Here is a 15,650-nt window from a genome sequence, read left to right on the forward strand (position 1 = left end):
TCGCCTAGTGGACCCCGGCGTGCTTTCGGTACGCGGCCGCGGTCGCGACCACCCCGGCGAGGAAGGCGGTGATCACGCCGACCAACTGGACGGCCTGGCCGACGGCGATGGGCGTCCCGGCGTCGCCGGACAGGTTGCTGAGCCCGCTGGGGCTGATCAGGAAACCGACCGTGACGAACAGCCCCAGCCCGGCGCCCAGGCCCGGAGCCCAGCGCCACCGGGCCAGTGTCACGAATATGGCACCCGCCAACAGGATGATCATTCCCGGTGGGACGGCGAACGGGAACGCGACCCCCGCTGCCCACAGGGTCGCGATCCCGGCGGCGCCGACGACCAGACCGCCGACCGTCGCCACCCGTGGCAGTGTCCACCCTGCTGTGCTCATTCGTCGCATGCCTGCCAGAATCGCCGAGCACGGCCGTATCGACATCCTGCGAGCAGCGGCCGCAGAACTACGTAACCCGTCGTATCGGACTGGGCGCACTACGCTCCGCGGCGTACTCGCGATGCTGGCTCGAAGACAGTGGACCGGGATTACAATTGTGTAACTAAGGGCAGTATGTCTGATTAAGCCGTTTAGGCAACGGCGTCCGTTTCTGTGACGTTCGGCGACATCGATGGTCTGGATTGCCAAGACACTAGGGGTACGAAGGTCGTCCGGTGCGCCCGGTGATCAGCGTCAGCCTGGGCGAGTGCAGCAGATCGCGCCGACCGTGTTCGTGTCGCTGTTGGCCGTGTCGGCCGGGCTGCTCATCGCGTGGGCGGTACCGGTGACGGTAAGGCTGCTGCCGGACGCTCCGGCCGGCTTCTGGTCGCTGAGTCTGCTGGCCGTGCTGGTCGACGTTCCAGTGGGTGCGCTGGCTCGAAGGGCTCGTATCGCTCCGCACGCGACCCTGTCGCCGTGCTTCACGCTCGTGATCTTCTTGCTGTGGGGCGCCGCTCCGGCCATCGTCGTCCAAGCGGTCGCCGGCACCGTGTCGGCGCTGAGCCGACGGCTGCCGCCCGGCCGCGCCGTCTTCCTGATAGCTCGGCTGGTCGTCGCGCTCGCGGTGGCGGAACTGGCGATCGCCTTGCTGGGCGGTCGGCCGATAACGCATCCGGGCGTCGACGTGACCGGGCGCGACGTGCTGGGGCTGATGCCGGCGATAGCGGCATGGGCGACGATCACTTTAGGGCTCATAGTGGTCGGCCGGTGGATGTCCGCCATCGAGGTATCCCGTTTTCTGCCGTCGAGTCTGCGGGGTGATCTCCTGGGCGCCATCGCTGCGATGGTGCTCGTCTCGCCATTACTGACTGCCGTGCCGGGATGGTGGAGCGTGGCGGTGGCGCTGCCGCTGCTCGCCCTCAACCAGATCTGGCGTGATCAAGCCCGTTCGAGGCAACGGTTCCAGCGCGAGCCGGTCACTGGTCTGCTCGACCGCAGTGGCCTCCAGGTCGGCTTGGCGTCACTGACCGAGAGTGACGTGGTCAGGGCGCACCCACGACCTTTGGCGATCGTGTTCATCAATATCGAGGCCGTCCTGGAGGTGAGCCGCAGTCTTGGCCGCAGCATGTACGAGCAGGTCGTCGCGGTGGCCGCGCGGCGCCTGCGGCACGCCTTCGGCGATGACCGGGTCGGCCGGCTCGCGGGTGAGGGGTTCGTCATCCTCCTGCCCGACGCGTCCAGGCAGCGAGCGCGGGAGATCGCCGCGAACGCGGTGCGGCTCCTCGACGACCCTGTCGAGCTCGACGGCATACCGTTCGACCTCCACCCCGTCGCCGGCATCGCCATGTCCCCCGAGCACGGGCGCGATCTGGCGACCCTGGTGGAGAACGCCGAGCTGGCAATGGTCGATGCGCGTAACGCCGGTAGACCCACGGAGATGTATCGGGCCACGGCGTCCGATGTCACCCAGCATCGGCTGGACATCTTGACCGCCCTGGGTGACGCGCTTCGTCGGCCGGCGGGGCACAGCGAGGTCGTCATGGTGTACCAGCCTCAGGTGGACCTCGCCACGCGACGGCCTGTCGGAGTCGAGGCGCTGGTCCGGTGGACCCACCCCGAATGGGGACCGGTGCCGGCCGGCGAACTCATCGCCGCGATCGAGTCCAGCCACATCATGCACATGCTGACCGGCCACGTCGTGCACCACGTGGCCGGTCAGCTCGCGGCATGGAACGACATCGGCATCGTGATCCGTGCGTCGGTCAACGTCAGCGTCAACGACCTGCGCGACGACGGGCTGCTGCAGGTGCTCCAGGCGGCGGTGGCGGCCACCGGCATCCATCCGCGCCAGCTGATGCTGGAGATCACCGAAGGCGCTCTGGCAACGGACCTGTCGAGGATCACCCAAGCTGCTCGCGCCATCACGGACGCGGGATTCGCCCTGTCGCTGGATGATTTCGGCACCGGCTACGCATCGGTCCAGCAACTACGCCATCTTCCCCTCAGTGAGATCAAGATCGACCGGTCCTACGTCAGTGATTTCCTGTCCAATCGCGCCAGTCAGGCAATCGTCCACAGCGTCCACGGGATCGGCCGGACGATGGGGATCGTCGTCGTGGCCGAGGGGATCGAGGACGACACCACCACTCGGGCGTTGGCACAACTGCCCGGCATCATCGGGCAAGGCTGGTACCTGGGCGAGCCCATGCTCCCGACGGACTTCCTTCCATGGTGGCGCAAGCACGTCCGCGATTAACGCCTAGGCAACACCAGACTCGATCTACTTCGGACGTACGCCGGTCGGCGTGCCGGACCGAAGGAGAACGGATGAAGGTCAGATTCTCGGCGCTCGCCGCCGGGTTGGTCGTCGCACTCGGATACAGCCTGCTGGGCGGGAGTGGACCGCTTGGCGCGACGGCAGCGAGCGCAGACTCTCCGGCACCGTGCGCGCCCGCCTCCGACGGGCCGGCGCTGCCGGCCACGCCTACCACGCTCACGACGCTGCGGCAGGCATACGAGTGCGTCTTCGCCCGGTACTACGCCGGTTCCATCTTGGACGATCGCACGCTGCTGACCACCGCGTTCGCGGCGTTCACCCAGGAGCTGCAGAGCCGTGGTCTCGACCGGGCGGCGGCCACCCTGCCCCGGCTGAGCGGACACCGTGACCGGGATTGGAACGCCTTCGCCACGGTGTACGCGAGGGTACTGGCGACGCTGCCCGACGATGCCGGCCTGCGTCAGGCCCTCGCGGCGGCCACGCTGCGGGGCATGATCACCGCCCTGAACGACAACCACAACGCGTGGATCGTCCAGCAGACGCCGCCGAGCGTACGCCTGGGTCTGGGGATCGCCGTCACCACCGAAGGCCGGGCGACGCCCAACATCCGCGACGCGAGCGGCCCCATCTACCTGCAGGCCGTCCAGCCCGGATCGGCGGCAGACAAGGCCGGACTGCGACCCGGTGACATCATCGAGGCCGTCGACGGCGTGCCCCTGTTCGTCGCCGGCATGCTTTCGCCAGGCGTGCTCGGCCTGCTCCAACCGCAGTCCGCGGACGAGACGATCCGGATCACGATCCGCCGGCCGGCCACGGCCACCACCATGACGGTCGCCCTCCACGAAGAAGTCCTGCCGGCCACGCAACCGCCGGCAGTGTCGGCCCGGGCCCTGCCCGGCGGGATCGTGTACGCCGTCCTGCCGACGTTCAGCCCGGGCGCGGCCGACGAGGTGCTCGGCAAGATCGCCGCGCTGCGGCAGGACCATCAGATCCGCGGGGTCGTCCTCGATCTGCGTGGCAACGGCGGCGGACGGGACGAGGAGGTCGCCAAGCTGCTCAGCGCGCTCGCGCACGACAAGATCTACAGCTGGGACTGCGACGTCCGCGACCACTGCACACCGCACCGCACCGACGATTCGACTCCCTTGCTGAATGTGCCGGTGACGCTGCTCACCGACGGATGGTGCGCGTCGGCGTGCGACGCGTTCAGCGGCGCGGTGCGGGATCTTCAGCTCGGCAAGCTGGTGGGGGCCCGCACGGCCGGCATGGTCTCGGGCATGCCGATCGCGTACGCCTTGGACGACAACAGCGTGCTGCTCCTGACGCCGCTGCATCACCTGTCGGCCAACCGGGAGATCATCAACGGCATCGGCGTGGCCGTCGACTACCCGGCCCCGATGACGGCAGCCGACCTGTCGGCCGGCCGGGATCCCGGACTGGACAAGGCATTGGCCTTGATGACGGCCTGATCGAGTCCAGGCACTCCGAAGTCGCCGCCGTACGCGGTCACAGCACGGTCACGACGACGCTGACCGTGCTGTGACCGTCCCTCCCGTGAACAGACCCAGCGTCCGCGAGGCCTCGAGCTTTACGTGATCGGCATGGAGGGCAACGTTTTTCTCCTCGGAGCACGTCAAGATCTCTGACCAGTCGGCTCGCCGGCCGAGGACGCGGGAGGCGGTAGGCAGTTGGGGAAGCGGTCACTCAAGACCACGACGCGAGCACGGACCGGGGCCAAAGTCCGATCGCCACTGTGGTCTCGGGTTGTCGTCGTCGTGGGGGTGCTGGTGACCCTCGCGGGATTCGGCGGCGTCGTGGTGGCGCGTTCGGTGATGTCCGACTTGACCTCGTCGATCGAGGTCGCCAGCGTCGACAGCGGTGGAAGTCCTGCACCCAAGCCTCAAGGTAAGCCATTGACCGGTGCGATCGATCTGCTGCTGTTGGGGGTCGACACCCGGCAGAATCAGGACAAGGACAACGCCCGATCCGACACGATCATGATGCTGCACGTCCCCGCGTCGCACGACGAGGCGTACCTCATGTCGATCCCACGGGACACCATTGTGGAATCCCCTGCCTGGCCCAAGGCCGGGTGGTCCGGCGGCAGCGGCAAGATCACCGAGATGTACTACCACGGTTCGCAACGTGGCCAGGGCTGGCAGGGCGGTGCGGGGCTGGTGAAGAAGATCCTCACGCAGGTCACTGGAATCAGTTTCGATGGGGTGGTGGTGATCGACTTCAGCGGATTCAAGAATGTCATCGCCGCAATGGGCGGCGTGTATCTGTGCGTCGAAGAGAACACCTGGTCCAGTCACTACCTCAAGAACAGCAAGGGTCAGCCGGAGTACATCAAGAAGGCCGGCTACGGGGGGTACCCCGAGCTGCCCGGTGCCTGGGTGCACCGTAAGGGCTGCCGGAACATGGCCGCATGGGAGGCGCTCGACTACTCCCGTCAGCGCTACGGCCTGCCCAAGAGCGACTATGACCGGCAACGTCATCAACAGCAGCTGATCCGGGCGATGGCGAAGAAGGCGACCACGGCGGGAGTGCTGAGCAATCCGGCGAAGCTCTCGGAACTCCTCAAGGCGGCCGGTGGTTCGCTGAAGCTGGACACTGGCGGCTATGAGCCCGGGGACTTCCTGTTCAGCCTGAAGGTGCTGGCCGCCGCTGACCTGATCTCGCTGAAGACCAATGGTGGAACCTACAGCCCGGGCGGTCGAGGAGAACGACTCAACGAAGGCACGATGGAGATGTTCGGCGCGGCCCGAAGTGACCGGTTGGGCGAGTTCGTGGCGGACAACCCGGAATATCTGAACCCCGTCTAGCGGCCGGGAGGCGGTACCATCGCGGGCGGATCTTGGGGGTACGCCGGTGTATGGACGCGACAAGGAACGAGCTGAGTTGCGTGCGCTGGCCGATTCGGTCCGTGCTGGTCAAGGTGCGGCGCTAGTCCTTCGCGGAGCACCGGGCATCGGCAAGACGGCACTGCTGGACGACCTGGCGGCCGACACGGAGTTCGGCTTGCTTCGGGTGACGGGCGTGGAAACCGAGGCAGAGCTGCCATATGCCGCGTTGCATCTGCTGTTGCGTCCAGTCGTCGACCGGATCGACGTGCTCCCGCAGGCGCTGCGGGCGGCGATGCAAGGTGCACTCGGGCTATCGGCCGATGTCGTGAATCGGTTCCAGGTCGGGCTCGCGCTCCTGACCCTGTTCGCCGAGCTGTCCGCCGACCGGCCGCTGCTCTGCCTGGTCGACGACGCGCAGTGGTTGGACCGGGAGTCCGCCGACGCGCTGTTGTTCGCGGTACGCCGTCTGCAGGCCGAGCCGGTCGGCGTCGTGTTCGCCGCCCGCGACGATGGTGGGTTCGCCGAGAGCCTGGGTCTTGCCGAGCTGCACCTGACCGGCATCGCGGAGGACGCGGCTGAGCAGTTGCTCGCCGAGCACAGCGCCGACCTGGCGTTGGGCGTACGCGATCAGATGCTGAGAGAGGCGGAGGGCAACCCGCTCGCGTTGCTGGAGTTGCCGCGGTCGTTGACGCCTGAACAGCGGGCGGGTGGGTTCGCTCCGCTGACCCCCGCGTTCGTGGAGGTCGGGACGTTGCCGAGCCGGGTGTTGCGGGGTTACCGGGAACGGATCGCCCTGTTGCCTTCGGCCACCCGGATGTGCCTGCTGGTCACGGCGGTGGCGGGGGACGGCGACCGGGACGTGATCCTGTCCGCGGCGATGGCGGCCGGCGGCACGCTGGAGGACTTCGCCCGGCTGGAGCGGGCCCGGCTGATCCGGACAGCCGACGCGCGGATCACCTTGTGGCATCCGCTGATCCGGGTCGCGGCCCAGGTCGAAGCCGACATCAAGGAGCGATTCGACGCCCATCGCGTGCTCGCCGATACAACCGAGGGTGACCGCGGCCTGCTGCACCGGGCGGCCGCCACGACGGGAGTCGACGACCGGCTGGCCGACGACATCGAGGGGGTGGCCACCCGGGCGGAAGTCCGGGGTGCGTTGTCGATCGCCTCGTCCACCGCGGAGCGGGCGGCCGCCATGTCCGGCCAGCCGGGGGACCGGTTCCGGCGCTTGGCGTACGCGGCGGCCACGGCATTGGAGGCGGGCCAGCTCGACCGGGCCGAGCAGTTGGCCCGCCGGGCTGGCAAGCGAGCCGACGATCCCGCCTCGACCCGGCGATTGGCCGGCGTCCGGGCGCTGCTGGAATTCGAACGCGGGGTGCCCGTCACCGCGGCACGCGTCCTCGTGGACGACGCCGTCCCCGCGGCCGCCGGGATGCCGGAGTACCTGGCCTCGGTGGTGGCCCGCGCCGCGGTCTACGCCTGGAGCAGCGCGTACGGCCCGGAGCAGCAGGCAGTGTTCGACCGCCTGAAGAGCGTGGCAGCTGGGCGGCTCGCCAGGCTGGTCGAGGGACTGGACAAGGCCACGGCCGGGGACCCCGCCGGCGCGGTTGCCGAGTTGGACGCGTATGTGCGGGCGGCGGACGTTCCGGGAACCCCCGTGCCGCAGCGGCTGGCGGCCGCGTACGCCGGGCTGCTGCTCGGTGACCACCGGCGGGTTCGCGACCTGGCCGCCGGGTTGGTCGCCGACTGCTACGAGGAAGGCCGGGCGATGCTGCTGCCCCAGCCGCTGGGTCTGCTGGCGGTGACGCAGCTGCTGTTGGGCAAGCCCGAGGAGGCCGCCGCGGCCCGGGATGAGGCACTGCGTACGGCGGTCGACACCGGGCAACACCATCGCCGGGGACACCTGACCGGATTGACTGCGTGGCTGCACGCGGTCCAGGGCCGGGACGACCTGGCCGACACGACGGCACGGGAGGCTTTGGCCGCGTGCGAGCAGCGGTACTGGACAGCCGGGTCCGGGTGGGCTGTGCATGCGTTGACCGTGCTCGACCTTCAACACAGCAGGTACGACAGCGCCCTCGATCGGCTGCGGCGCGCCGCGGTCGGGCCCGCCCGGCACAGCGTCAGCCTGCAACTGCACACGCTGCCCGACCGGGTCGAAGCAGCGGCACGGCTCGGCCCGGAGATGTACGCCGAGGCCGCTGACGCGAAAGACAAGTTCACCGACTGGGCGCAGGCCGTCGGCCGGCCCTGGGCGCTGGCGGTGGCCGAGCGTTGCGCCGCCCTGCTGAGCGAGGACGCTGAACCGCACTACGAACGTGCTCTTGTGCTGCATGCTGAAGACGCGCATCCGATCGAGCACGGGCGCACACATCTGCTGTACGGCGAATGGTTGCGGCGGCGGCAACGCCGGGCTGACGCAGCCGTGCAGCTGAATGCGGCCCGTGAGGTCTTCCGCCGGATCGGCGCCGGAGGGTGGCAGACGCGGGCTGACGACGAACTCCGTGCGGCCGGCTATGCCGAACCCACACCGGATCCGGCGATTCCGCTGGCGATGCTGACCTCACAGGAGCGGCAGGTGGTCCGGCTCGCCGCCACCGGGGCATCCAATCGTGACATCGCCGCCCGGCTGTTCCTCAGCCCGCGTACGGTCGGCTTCCATCTGTACAAGGCGTACCCGAAGCTCGGGGTGTCGACGCGCGCAGAACTCACGTCGATACTTAAGCGGGCCGACCCCGATACCTAAGCAACGCCAGTCGTGTCCGGAGAAACCCCGGTAGCGCGACAGACGCGCTGGTCAGGCGGGCCTGCCTACCGTCAACGGCATGATCAATACTGTGCCGCGTTACAGTCTGGCCGAGCGGGATCGCCGCTGGAGCCTTGCCCGCGACATCATGGACGCCGAAGGGCTCGACGCCCTCATCGCGTATGGCGAGCACGAATGCGCCGACCTCGCCCCCTTCGCGCCCGACGTGTACTTCACCAACGACCGGCCCGGCTCGATCGTGATCTTCTGCCGCGACGCGGACCCGATTCAGCTCACCTGGTCGACGCTGCCCATCGCCGACCACATCGAAGCCACCCGGCGCGGCGACGATCTGTGGATCGCCCCGCACCGCATCCGGGTCGCGAAGAACGCGGCCGGAATCGTAGAAGTGCTACGGGAGAACCGGCTCGAATCCGCGACCGTCGGCGTCCTCGGCCTGGATCCATATCCTCCGTTCCACATCAACCCGATCCTTCCTTATCGCATGTGGACCGAGGTGGTGGCTGAGCTGCCGGAGGTCACGTTCGCTCCGGTCGGGCTGGGCTTCCTGTTCGCCACCGTCTGCCAGTCCGAGGAAGAACTGGCGGTGATCCGCTATTCGGCCGCCGCCGGGGACGCCATGGCCGAGGCGATGCGCGACGCGGCAGGTCCGGGCGTCAGCGAGGCCGAGGTCTACGCCGCCGGGATGGCGGCCGCGTTCCGCCTCGGCGTCGCCGCGCCCGACATGCTGATCTCCTCTGGCCCAGGCTTCGTGTCATGGGGCCCGGCCGCCTGGTCCTACCGGCCGCAAGCGCCACGTGTCCTCGCCGACGGCGACGTGATCATGGCCGAGGTGTTCTGCCGGTTCGGCATGAAAGAGACCCAGCACCAGGTCGCGATCGCGATCGGCGAGCCACACCCCGACATCGAAGCCGCCATCGAGATCGCCCAAGCCAGCTACGCGGCCGGCCTGGCCGTCGCGCGGCCGGGCAACACGTTCGCGGATCTGGTCGAGGCCATGCAGGCGCCGTTGCGCCAAGCCGACGCGTGGAACGTGCATCCGCTGGTGCACTCGATCAATCCGATGGGCCCGGTCTGCGGCTTCGGCTCCGGCCTTCGCCGCCTGCCCGAGGCCCGTACATACGCGCGTCTGTTCGACGTCCCGACCATGGGCGGCGAACTGCCACTCGCCCCCGGCATGACCTTCGCTTTCGAACCCAACGCCGTCGTCGGCGGCCGGCTCGCCAACCTCGGCGGCACCGTCGTCATCGGCGACGACAGCGCCGTCGAACTCAACCCCCTCACTGCCCAGCTGTTGTACGCGAACAGGTAGGAGCCGAATCATGATCGTCGTCGAGCACGAAACCACGTATCCCACTGACCCGGAGACCGTTGCCGGCGCAGTGGCCGACCTGACCGCGTACCCGGCCTGGCAACCCGACGTTCTGGAGGTCTCCCGCCCCGATTCGGCACCCGTCGCCGTCGGCACCCGGCTGACGCAGACGCGCAAGGTGATGGGCCGCCGCACCGAGGTCGTCCTGACTGTCACCGACTACCAACCCGGCGTGCGCATCACGCTGCGAACCGAGCCCGGTGCCAAGCCCGCTGTCACCCAGGCGTACACCATCCACCCGGACGGCCCGGGCAGCCGCCTGGAGTTCCGCCTTGAGCTCGACGGGGTGCCCCGGCTCGCCGAGCACCTGGTCAAAGCCCAGCTAGGCAAGCAGGTGCCAGACATGTTCCAGCGCCTCGGCGTGCTGCTGGACGGGCGATGAGGCGCGAGCACATCCCGGTCCTCTGCCTCGGGCCCCGACCTCCCGCGTAGGGGCTGCCATCAATGACCGCACGTCGGGAACGCCGTATACGTCAGGAGCGACGGCGTTCCCGGCGAAGTCTCACGTCGGGACTTCGTCGGACGCGTCGTTCCTGATCGATATGAGCCCGTCGAGGCCGGCGAGCGTGGTGGTCAGGTCATCGATGGAGCGGCTTCCCGCGAGGGACATCGACACGGATACGGTGTCATCGGCCTCGCCTGCGCGGCCGTGTTGTTCGATCGTCATCTCGTGCACGGAGAAGCCACGCGCCGTGCATGCGGCCAGAGCGTTGCGCAGAACGCCGTGACCGTCGTGATAGGACAGGCTGAGCCGGACGGGGGCGTACTTCGATCGGGGTAGCCGGGCAGCCAGCGGTGTGTAGGCGATCGTCACCAGAAAGTGGCCGGCGGTCACGAGGATCGCGATGGGCCACAACCCCGCTCCGGCCGCCATCCCGATCGCGGCGGTGAGCCAGATCGTCGCCGCGGTGGTCAGGCCGCGTACGGCGTCACCGCGGATGAAGATCAGGCCGCCGCCGATGAAACCGATGCCGGAGACGATCTGGGCCGCGATCCGGGAAGGGTCCAGAGCGACGTGATCGCCGAGGACGTCACTGAAACCGAATTTGGACACCAGCATGATCAGCGCCGAGGCGATTCCGACGAGGGTGTGGGTTCGCAGCCCCGCGCTTTTCTGACGGATCTCGCGTTCGAGCCCGATGGCGGTCGACAGGACCAGCGCGACGGCCAGGTCTGCGGTCTGCGTCCAGCCGTGGCCGCCCAGGGCGGCGATCGTCTGCGTCATCGCAGCCCGCGGCTGGTGTCGACGGTCGGTCGTCGGATGGTGCCGACGCGGTACGAGGGGCGGGGGTGGTCAGCGTTCACGGGCGCGAAGCCAGCCATGTGACGACGGCGTCTGCTGCCAGCCCGGCGGCTCGTTCGGCGGTCTGGACGGTCGCGCCGGCCAGATGCGGCGTGACCACGATGTTGGGTGCCGTGCGTAGTGGCGAGTGGGTCGGCAGCGGCTCGGTGTCGAAGACGTCGAAGGCGGCGGCACGCAGGTGGCCGGCGGTGAGCGCGTCCGCGACGGCGTCGTAGTCGAGCAGCCCGCCACGGGCCGAGTTGACCAGGATGGCGCCGGACCGCAGCTGGGCGATCTCCTTGGCTCCGATCAGGCCGCGCGTCTCGTCGGTCAGCCGGGCATGCAGGCTGACCACGTCACTGCGCTCTAGGAGCTCGGCGAGAAGCACCGGTTGGGCACCGTCGAGTGTGGCCGGATCGGCGTACGGGTCGTGAACCAGAACCGTGGCGCCGAACGCGCGCAGGATCCGGGCGACGTGGCGGCCGATGGCCCCGTAGCCGATCAGGCCGACGGTCGCGCCGCCGAGTTCGGAGCCGACTTCGTCGAGCGCGTACAGGTCGGACCGCCATTCGCCGGCCAGGACCGACGCGTGGGTGGCGGGGATGGCGCGCATCGCGGCCAGCAGCAGCGCGATGGTGTGTTCGGCCGCGGCGGGCGCGTTGCGGCCGGGAGTGCTGCGCACCTCGATGCCTTGCGCCTGGGCCGCGGCGAGGTTGACGTTCACCGGGCCGCCCCGGGTCACGACGATGAGTTTGAGTTCATCGGCGGCGGCGAGGACTCGTTCGGTGACCGGAGCCATTTGGGTGATCAGCACCTCGACCCCGGGCAACTGCGCGATCAGCTCGTCTTCGATGTCGGAGGCTTCGTCGACTTCGCCCACGGGACCGAACGGCGTGTGCGGCCAGGGTCCGGTGTGGGTGCGCACGTCGAGTTCGCCGAGCCGGTCGCGGCGGGCGTCGAGGGCGGCGGTGACGAGGTCGGGGGTGACGAAATGATCTCCGGCGACGAGTACGCGGGTCATGCGGAGCTCCTCCAGGTGGTCCGGGCGTGGTCGAGGGTGGCCGACGACGTGGGGGATCGGTGGGCTAGGCGATCTCATATCGCACGCCGTTCTCCCGCATCTCCACGAGGGATTCAGGGGAGGCCTGGGTGTCGGTGATGATCAGATCGATGTCGGACAGCGGAGCGAGACGGTGCAGGGCGACGCGGCCCATCTTGGTGTGATCGGCCATCAGCACGGTGCGCTGTGCCGCACGGATCATCGCTCGTTTGACCAGGACGATCTCCTGCTCCTGGTGATACGTGTAGCTGCCGGAGATCGCCGAGGTGGAGGCGAACAGCATGTCGACGCGCAGCGCTTCGATGGCGTCGACGCACGGTACGCCGAGGAACGAGTCGTGGGTCGGGAAGTAGTCGCCGCCGAGCGCGAGCAGCCGGATGCCGCGGATCGTGCTGAGCAGCTTGATGGTCTCCAGGAAGTTGGTCATCACGGTGAGGGGGGCCGCGTCCTCCAGCAGGCGGGCCAGCTCCAGCGTCGTGGTGGAGTCGTCGAGCATGATCGCCATGCCGGGCTCGATCAGCTGGCGGGCCTTGTGCGCGATGGCGATCTTCTCGGCCCGGGCCGCACGTAGCCGGTAGGAGACGTTGCTTTCGAAGACGCTGGACGGCTGCGCGCTGACGCCGCCACGGTGTTTTCTGACCACCCCCTGCCGTTCCAGCTCGTCCAGGTCACGATGGATGGTCATCAGGCTGACGTGGAACAGGTCGGCCAGATCGGTGGCGGCGACGGAGCCGTGCTGCATCACATGCTCGAAGATCTCCGTCTGACGCTGGGCTGGGCGGCTGCGGTCGGTCGGTTCGCTCGTCATGCCTGCCATCTTCCTATTCGTACCCTTCATGACCGGCCGTTGCAGGCCGGCAGACAGGACGGCGTGGCGCCGTCGGCCAGGCCCAGCCGGGCGAGGACGCCAGTCTTCACGCGCTCGCCAGTGCGTGCCGGGCCAGGCCTTCGTCGATCCAGCCGCGGGCGGTCAACGCGTCGACGAAGGCCGCGTACGCGGAGAGGAACCGATCGCCGGCGGTCGGGCGAGGCGGTATCGGAGTGCCCCGCCGGATCATGCGGTGGGCGGCGTCGCTGAGCAGTCCGTCGCCGGCGGCGGCGAGCACGGCCATGCCGAAGGCCGGTTCAGCGGTGGCGGGCAATTCGAGGGTGACACCGAGGATGTCGGCGCGGAGCTGATTCCAGTAGCGGCTTCGAGTCGCTCCGCCGGTGATGTAGTGCCGCCCGCCCACGGTCGCCCCGAGCCTGCTCAAGTGGGCGTAGGTCAGCTTCTCGACGTAGGCGACGGCCTGCAGCGTGGCGGCGTACCGATCGTCGTCGTCGGTGAAGCGTCCAGACTCGAAGGCCGTCGCGTCGGGACGAAGGAACGGGAACCGTTCGCCGTGTCCCGCCAGGGGATACAGGACACCGCCGGCGGGCTCGAATCGGGCTGCCGCGGCATCGCGTACGTCGTGGTCGGCGCCGGGGAACCAGCGTTCGAGCACGCCCGCGCCGACGCTGGAGGCGCCACCCGGCAGCCAGCCGTGGTCGGGGTGGCGATGGTTGTAGACGACCCCCGCCGGGTCGTCGACCGGCTGGTCGGTGACGCCCTTGACGACCAGCGTCGTGCCGAGGACCGAGTTCCATGAGCCGGACGCGAGGGCGCCCGCGGCGATCTGGGCCGCGCAGCCGTCGGTCATCCCGGCGCGGATCGGGGTCCCGGCGGCGAATCCGGTGTGCTCGGCGCCGGACGTGCTGACCCGGCCGATGGTGGTGCCGGGCCGCACGACCTCGGGCAGCGCCCGGTCGGGCAGGCCGAGGTATTCCATCGGCGGGGCCGGCCAGGCTTGCTTGCCCGCGTCGTAGCCGGTCTTCAGAGCGTGGCTCCAGTCGGTGGCGACCCGGTGTCCCGCCAGACGTTCGGCCAGGTGATCGCCGCAGTGCCGGAGCCCCAGCCGCCCGCTGGCCAGTCCTTGGCGCAGTTCTGGCGACCCATGCTGGATCAGCCAGGCGAGGCGGGGGAGCGGCCAGGTCGGCTGGGCCGGGTGGTCCAGGGCGCGCCAGCGGTCGGCGTCGAAGCCGGCAGCGGCTCGCGCGTCGTCGTACATCAGCCCAGGCGTCTGTGCGTGTCCGGTGTCGTCGGCGAGCAGGAAGGTGCCGGAGGTGGCGCAGATGGCGATGGCACGCACCCGCCGGTCCGGCTGTGTTCCAGTCGATTCCGCGTCGCGCAGCGCTTGGCGGCTTGCCACACCTAACACCCGCCACCACTGCTCGGGGTCTTGTTCATGCCGGTCGCCTGCTCGGACGCTGCTCAGCGGTCCGGCTCCTCGGCCGACGACGGTGCCGTGCTCGTCGGACAGCAGGACGCGAAGGCTCTGCGTCCCGACGTCGACGCCGGCCCAGAGATCGGGGCCGGTCGGATGCTCTGTTCCCATGCGCGCCGCAGCTTCCCGTTCCTATGAAGTGAACACTTGCGGGCGTTATGATAACATCGACTTAACGTTCGTGCTAGCCGAGCGGTACTCGATTCCCTTCTCTTACTGGGGTTATGTAGCCGCTCGGCGGTTGACTGCCAGCGCACGACAATTCCTCGAATGCCACATATGTCGATGAAATCTTCACATCTCGGAGGTCTCGTGTCGCTTGCTTCCGCGGCCGTCCTTGGCATCGCCGCCCTGTTCGCGACCTTCACCGGCTTCAACGACGCGGGTGTCGTGGTAGGCGTCGGTGTCGGTATCCGAGGACTGCGTCCGTCGGCCGCGTTGATGCTGCTCACCGTGGCCGTGATCGCGACACCGGTCCTCGTCGGAACGGCGGTCGCCAGCACCCTGGACAGCCGGCTCGTCCCCTCCGGCGCCGCCGGCGGGTCAGCCCGTGCTCAGGTCCTGTGCGGCATCGTCGCGGCGGTCGCGGTGACGGTGTCGCTCGCGGCCCGCCGCCTGCCCACCAGCCTGACGCTCGCGCTCATCGGCGGAATCACCGGAGCCGGCCTGGGCGGGCGGCTGATGGGAAGCGCGGCGGCCGCCGTCGACTGGGCCGTGGTGGCCAGGGTGCTCGGCGCAGCGGCAGTGGCGCCGCTGGTAGGGGCAGCCGTAGCGCTGCTCGCCGGACGTCTGCTGGCAGCGCTGCCGCCGACCGCGCGCGACCGAGGCGGTGCCGGGCGCCGCCTGCGATGGCTGCACCTGGGCGGATTCGGGGCGATCTGCCTGGCATACGGCGCGAACGACGGGCAGAAGATGATCGCGGTGTTCGCGGTGCTGCTCGGTGGCGGACCGGACCGGTACGCGCGTTCGCCGCTGGTCGCGGCCGTGATCGCAGCGTGCTTCCTGATCGGTGGCGCGCTTGGCCTCCGCCGGTTGGGGCCGCTGGGTGGCGGGCTGGCGGTGGCCCGCCAGGACGGTGTCGTGCTGACCGAATTGTCCAGCGCCAGCGTCGTTCTGGGCACCGCGGCCGTCGGCGCTCCGGTGAGCATGACGCAGTCGATGTCCGGCGCCCTCGTGGGAGCCGGGCTTTCCCGAGGTGCGAGGAGAGTTCGATGGTTGAAGGTCCTGGGTCTGGGCCGGGCGTGGATGCTGACGCTGCCCGTGGCCTTCCTGGCCGGTGGCGTGGGCGCGGCGCTCGTGGCGTCGGCGGTGTCCTGAG

The 15,650-nt window shown here is 69.2% G+C and carries 12 protein-coding genes; 7 read left to right on the forward strand and 5 right to left on the reverse strand.

Translation table 11 applies throughout. The features are described 5' to 3' along the window. Positions 1–4 precede the first annotated feature (4 nt). The gene (locus tag AB0M47_RS02495) at positions 5–385 is read right to left on the reverse strand and encodes a hypothetical protein (RefSeq protein WP_363407108.1); all 381 of its coding nucleotides are present in this window, start codon (positions 383–385) and stop codon (positions 5–7) included. A 307-nt stretch (positions 386–692) separates the two neighbouring features. Here AB0M47_RS02495 and AB0M47_RS02500 point away from each other — a divergent pair, with 307 nt between their 5' ends. From AB0M47_RS02500 to AB0M47_RS02525, 6 genes are all read left to right on the forward strand, one after another. Further along, positions 693–2,681: a GGDEF domain-containing phosphodiesterase gene (locus tag AB0M47_RS02500; RefSeq protein ID WP_363407111.1), complete on the forward strand. Its 1,989-nt coding sequence runs from the start codon at positions 693–695 to the stop codon at positions 2,679–2,681. A 71-nt stretch (positions 2,682–2,752) separates the two neighbouring features. Next, positions 2,753–4,171, forward strand: coding sequence for a S41 family peptidase (locus tag AB0M47_RS02505; protein ID WP_363407114.1), 1,419 nt, complete (start codon positions 2,753–2,755; stop codon positions 4,169–4,171). A 312-nt stretch (positions 4,172–4,483) separates the two neighbouring features. Next, on the forward strand, positions 4,484–5,527 hold the full coding sequence (locus AB0M47_RS02510; RefSeq protein WP_363407117.1) for an LCP family protein: 1,044 nt from the start codon (positions 4,484–4,486) through the stop codon (positions 5,525–5,527). Positions 5,528–5,573: 46 nt separating this feature from the next. Continuing rightward, positions 5,574–8,294 carry a LuxR family transcriptional regulator gene (locus AB0M47_RS02515; RefSeq protein ID WP_363407120.1) on the forward strand — a complete coding sequence of 907 codons (2,721 nt, stop codon included), beginning with the start codon at positions 5,574–5,576 and terminating at the stop codon, positions 8,292–8,294. Positions 8,295–8,373: 79 nt separating this feature from the next. Further along, complete coding sequence (locus AB0M47_RS02520; protein WP_363407123.1) at positions 8,374–9,627, forward strand: M24 family metallopeptidase; 1,254 nt, start codon at positions 8,374–8,376, stop codon at positions 9,625–9,627. Between the two features lie 10 nt (positions 9,628–9,637). Next, a complete protein-coding gene (locus AB0M47_RS02525; RefSeq protein ID WP_363407126.1) occupies positions 9,638–10,069 on the forward strand; it encodes an SRPBCC family protein in 432 nt (143 codons plus the stop codon). A 120-nt stretch (positions 10,070–10,189) separates the two neighbouring features. Here AB0M47_RS02525 and AB0M47_RS02530 read toward each other — a convergent pair whose 3' ends face one another. From AB0M47_RS02530 to AB0M47_RS02545, 4 genes are all read right to left on the reverse strand, one after another. Beyond that, entirely contained in the window at positions 10,190–10,912 is a 723-nt protein-coding gene (locus AB0M47_RS02530) for an MgtC/SapB family protein (RefSeq protein ID WP_363407129.1), read from the reverse strand. Between the two features lie 76 nt (positions 10,913–10,988). Next, on the reverse strand, positions 10,989–11,990 hold the full coding sequence (locus tag AB0M47_RS02535; RefSeq protein WP_363407132.1) for a 2-hydroxyacid dehydrogenase: 1,002 nt from the start codon (positions 11,988–11,990) through the stop codon (positions 10,989–10,991). A 64-nt stretch (positions 11,991–12,054) separates the two neighbouring features. Continuing rightward, entirely contained in the window at positions 12,055–12,837 is a 783-nt protein-coding gene (locus tag AB0M47_RS02540; protein WP_363407135.1) for a DeoR/GlpR family DNA-binding transcription regulator, read from the reverse strand. Between the two features lie 106 nt (positions 12,838–12,943). Next, entirely contained in the window at positions 12,944–14,443 is a 1,500-nt protein-coding gene (locus AB0M47_RS02545; RefSeq protein ID WP_363407138.1) for an FGGY family carbohydrate kinase, read from the reverse strand. Between the two features lie 201 nt (positions 14,444–14,644). Between AB0M47_RS02545 and AB0M47_RS02550 the strand changes: the two genes are divergently transcribed. After that, on the forward strand, positions 14,645–15,649 hold the full coding sequence (locus tag AB0M47_RS02550) for an inorganic phosphate transporter (RefSeq protein WP_363407141.1): 1,005 nt from the start codon (positions 14,645–14,647) through the stop codon (positions 15,647–15,649). The last annotated feature ends 1 nt before the right edge of the window (position 15,650 follow it).

The sequence above is a fragment of the Hamadaea sp. NPDC051192 genome (assembly GCF_040682475.1).
GTDB classification, from domain to species: Bacteria; Actinomycetota; Actinomycetes; order Mycobacteriales; family Micromonosporaceae; genus Hamadaea; species Hamadaea flava.

Coding starts and splice junctions, on each gene's coding strand:
- AB0M47_RS02495 (WP_363407108.1), bottom strand. CDS start 385: ATGAGCACAGCAGGGTGGACACTGCCACGGGTGGCGACGGTCGGCGGT.
- AB0M47_RS02505 (WP_363407114.1), top strand. CDS start 2,753: ATGAAGGTCAGATTCTCGGCGCTCGCCGCCGGGTTGGTCGTCGCACTC.
- AB0M47_RS02520 (WP_363407123.1), top strand. CDS start 8,374: ATGATCAATACTGTGCCGCGTTACAGTCTGGCCGAGCGGGATCGCCGC.
- AB0M47_RS02525 (WP_363407126.1), top strand. CDS start 9,638: ATGATCGTCGTCGAGCACGAAACCACGTATCCCACTGACCCGGAGACC.
- AB0M47_RS02530 (WP_363407129.1), bottom strand. CDS start 10,912: ATGACGCAGACGATCGCCGCCCTGGGCGGCCACGGCTGGACGCAGACC.
- AB0M47_RS02535 (WP_363407132.1), bottom strand. CDS start 11,990: ATGACCCGCGTACTCGTCGCCGGAGATCATTTCGTCACCCCCGACCTC.
- AB0M47_RS02540 (WP_363407135.1), bottom strand. CDS start 12,837: ATGACGAGCGAACCGACCGACCGCAGCCGCCCAGCCCAGCGTCAGACG.
- AB0M47_RS02545 (WP_363407138.1), bottom strand. CDS start 14,443: ATGGGAACAGAGCATCCGACCGGCCCCGATCTCTGGGCCGGCGTCGAC.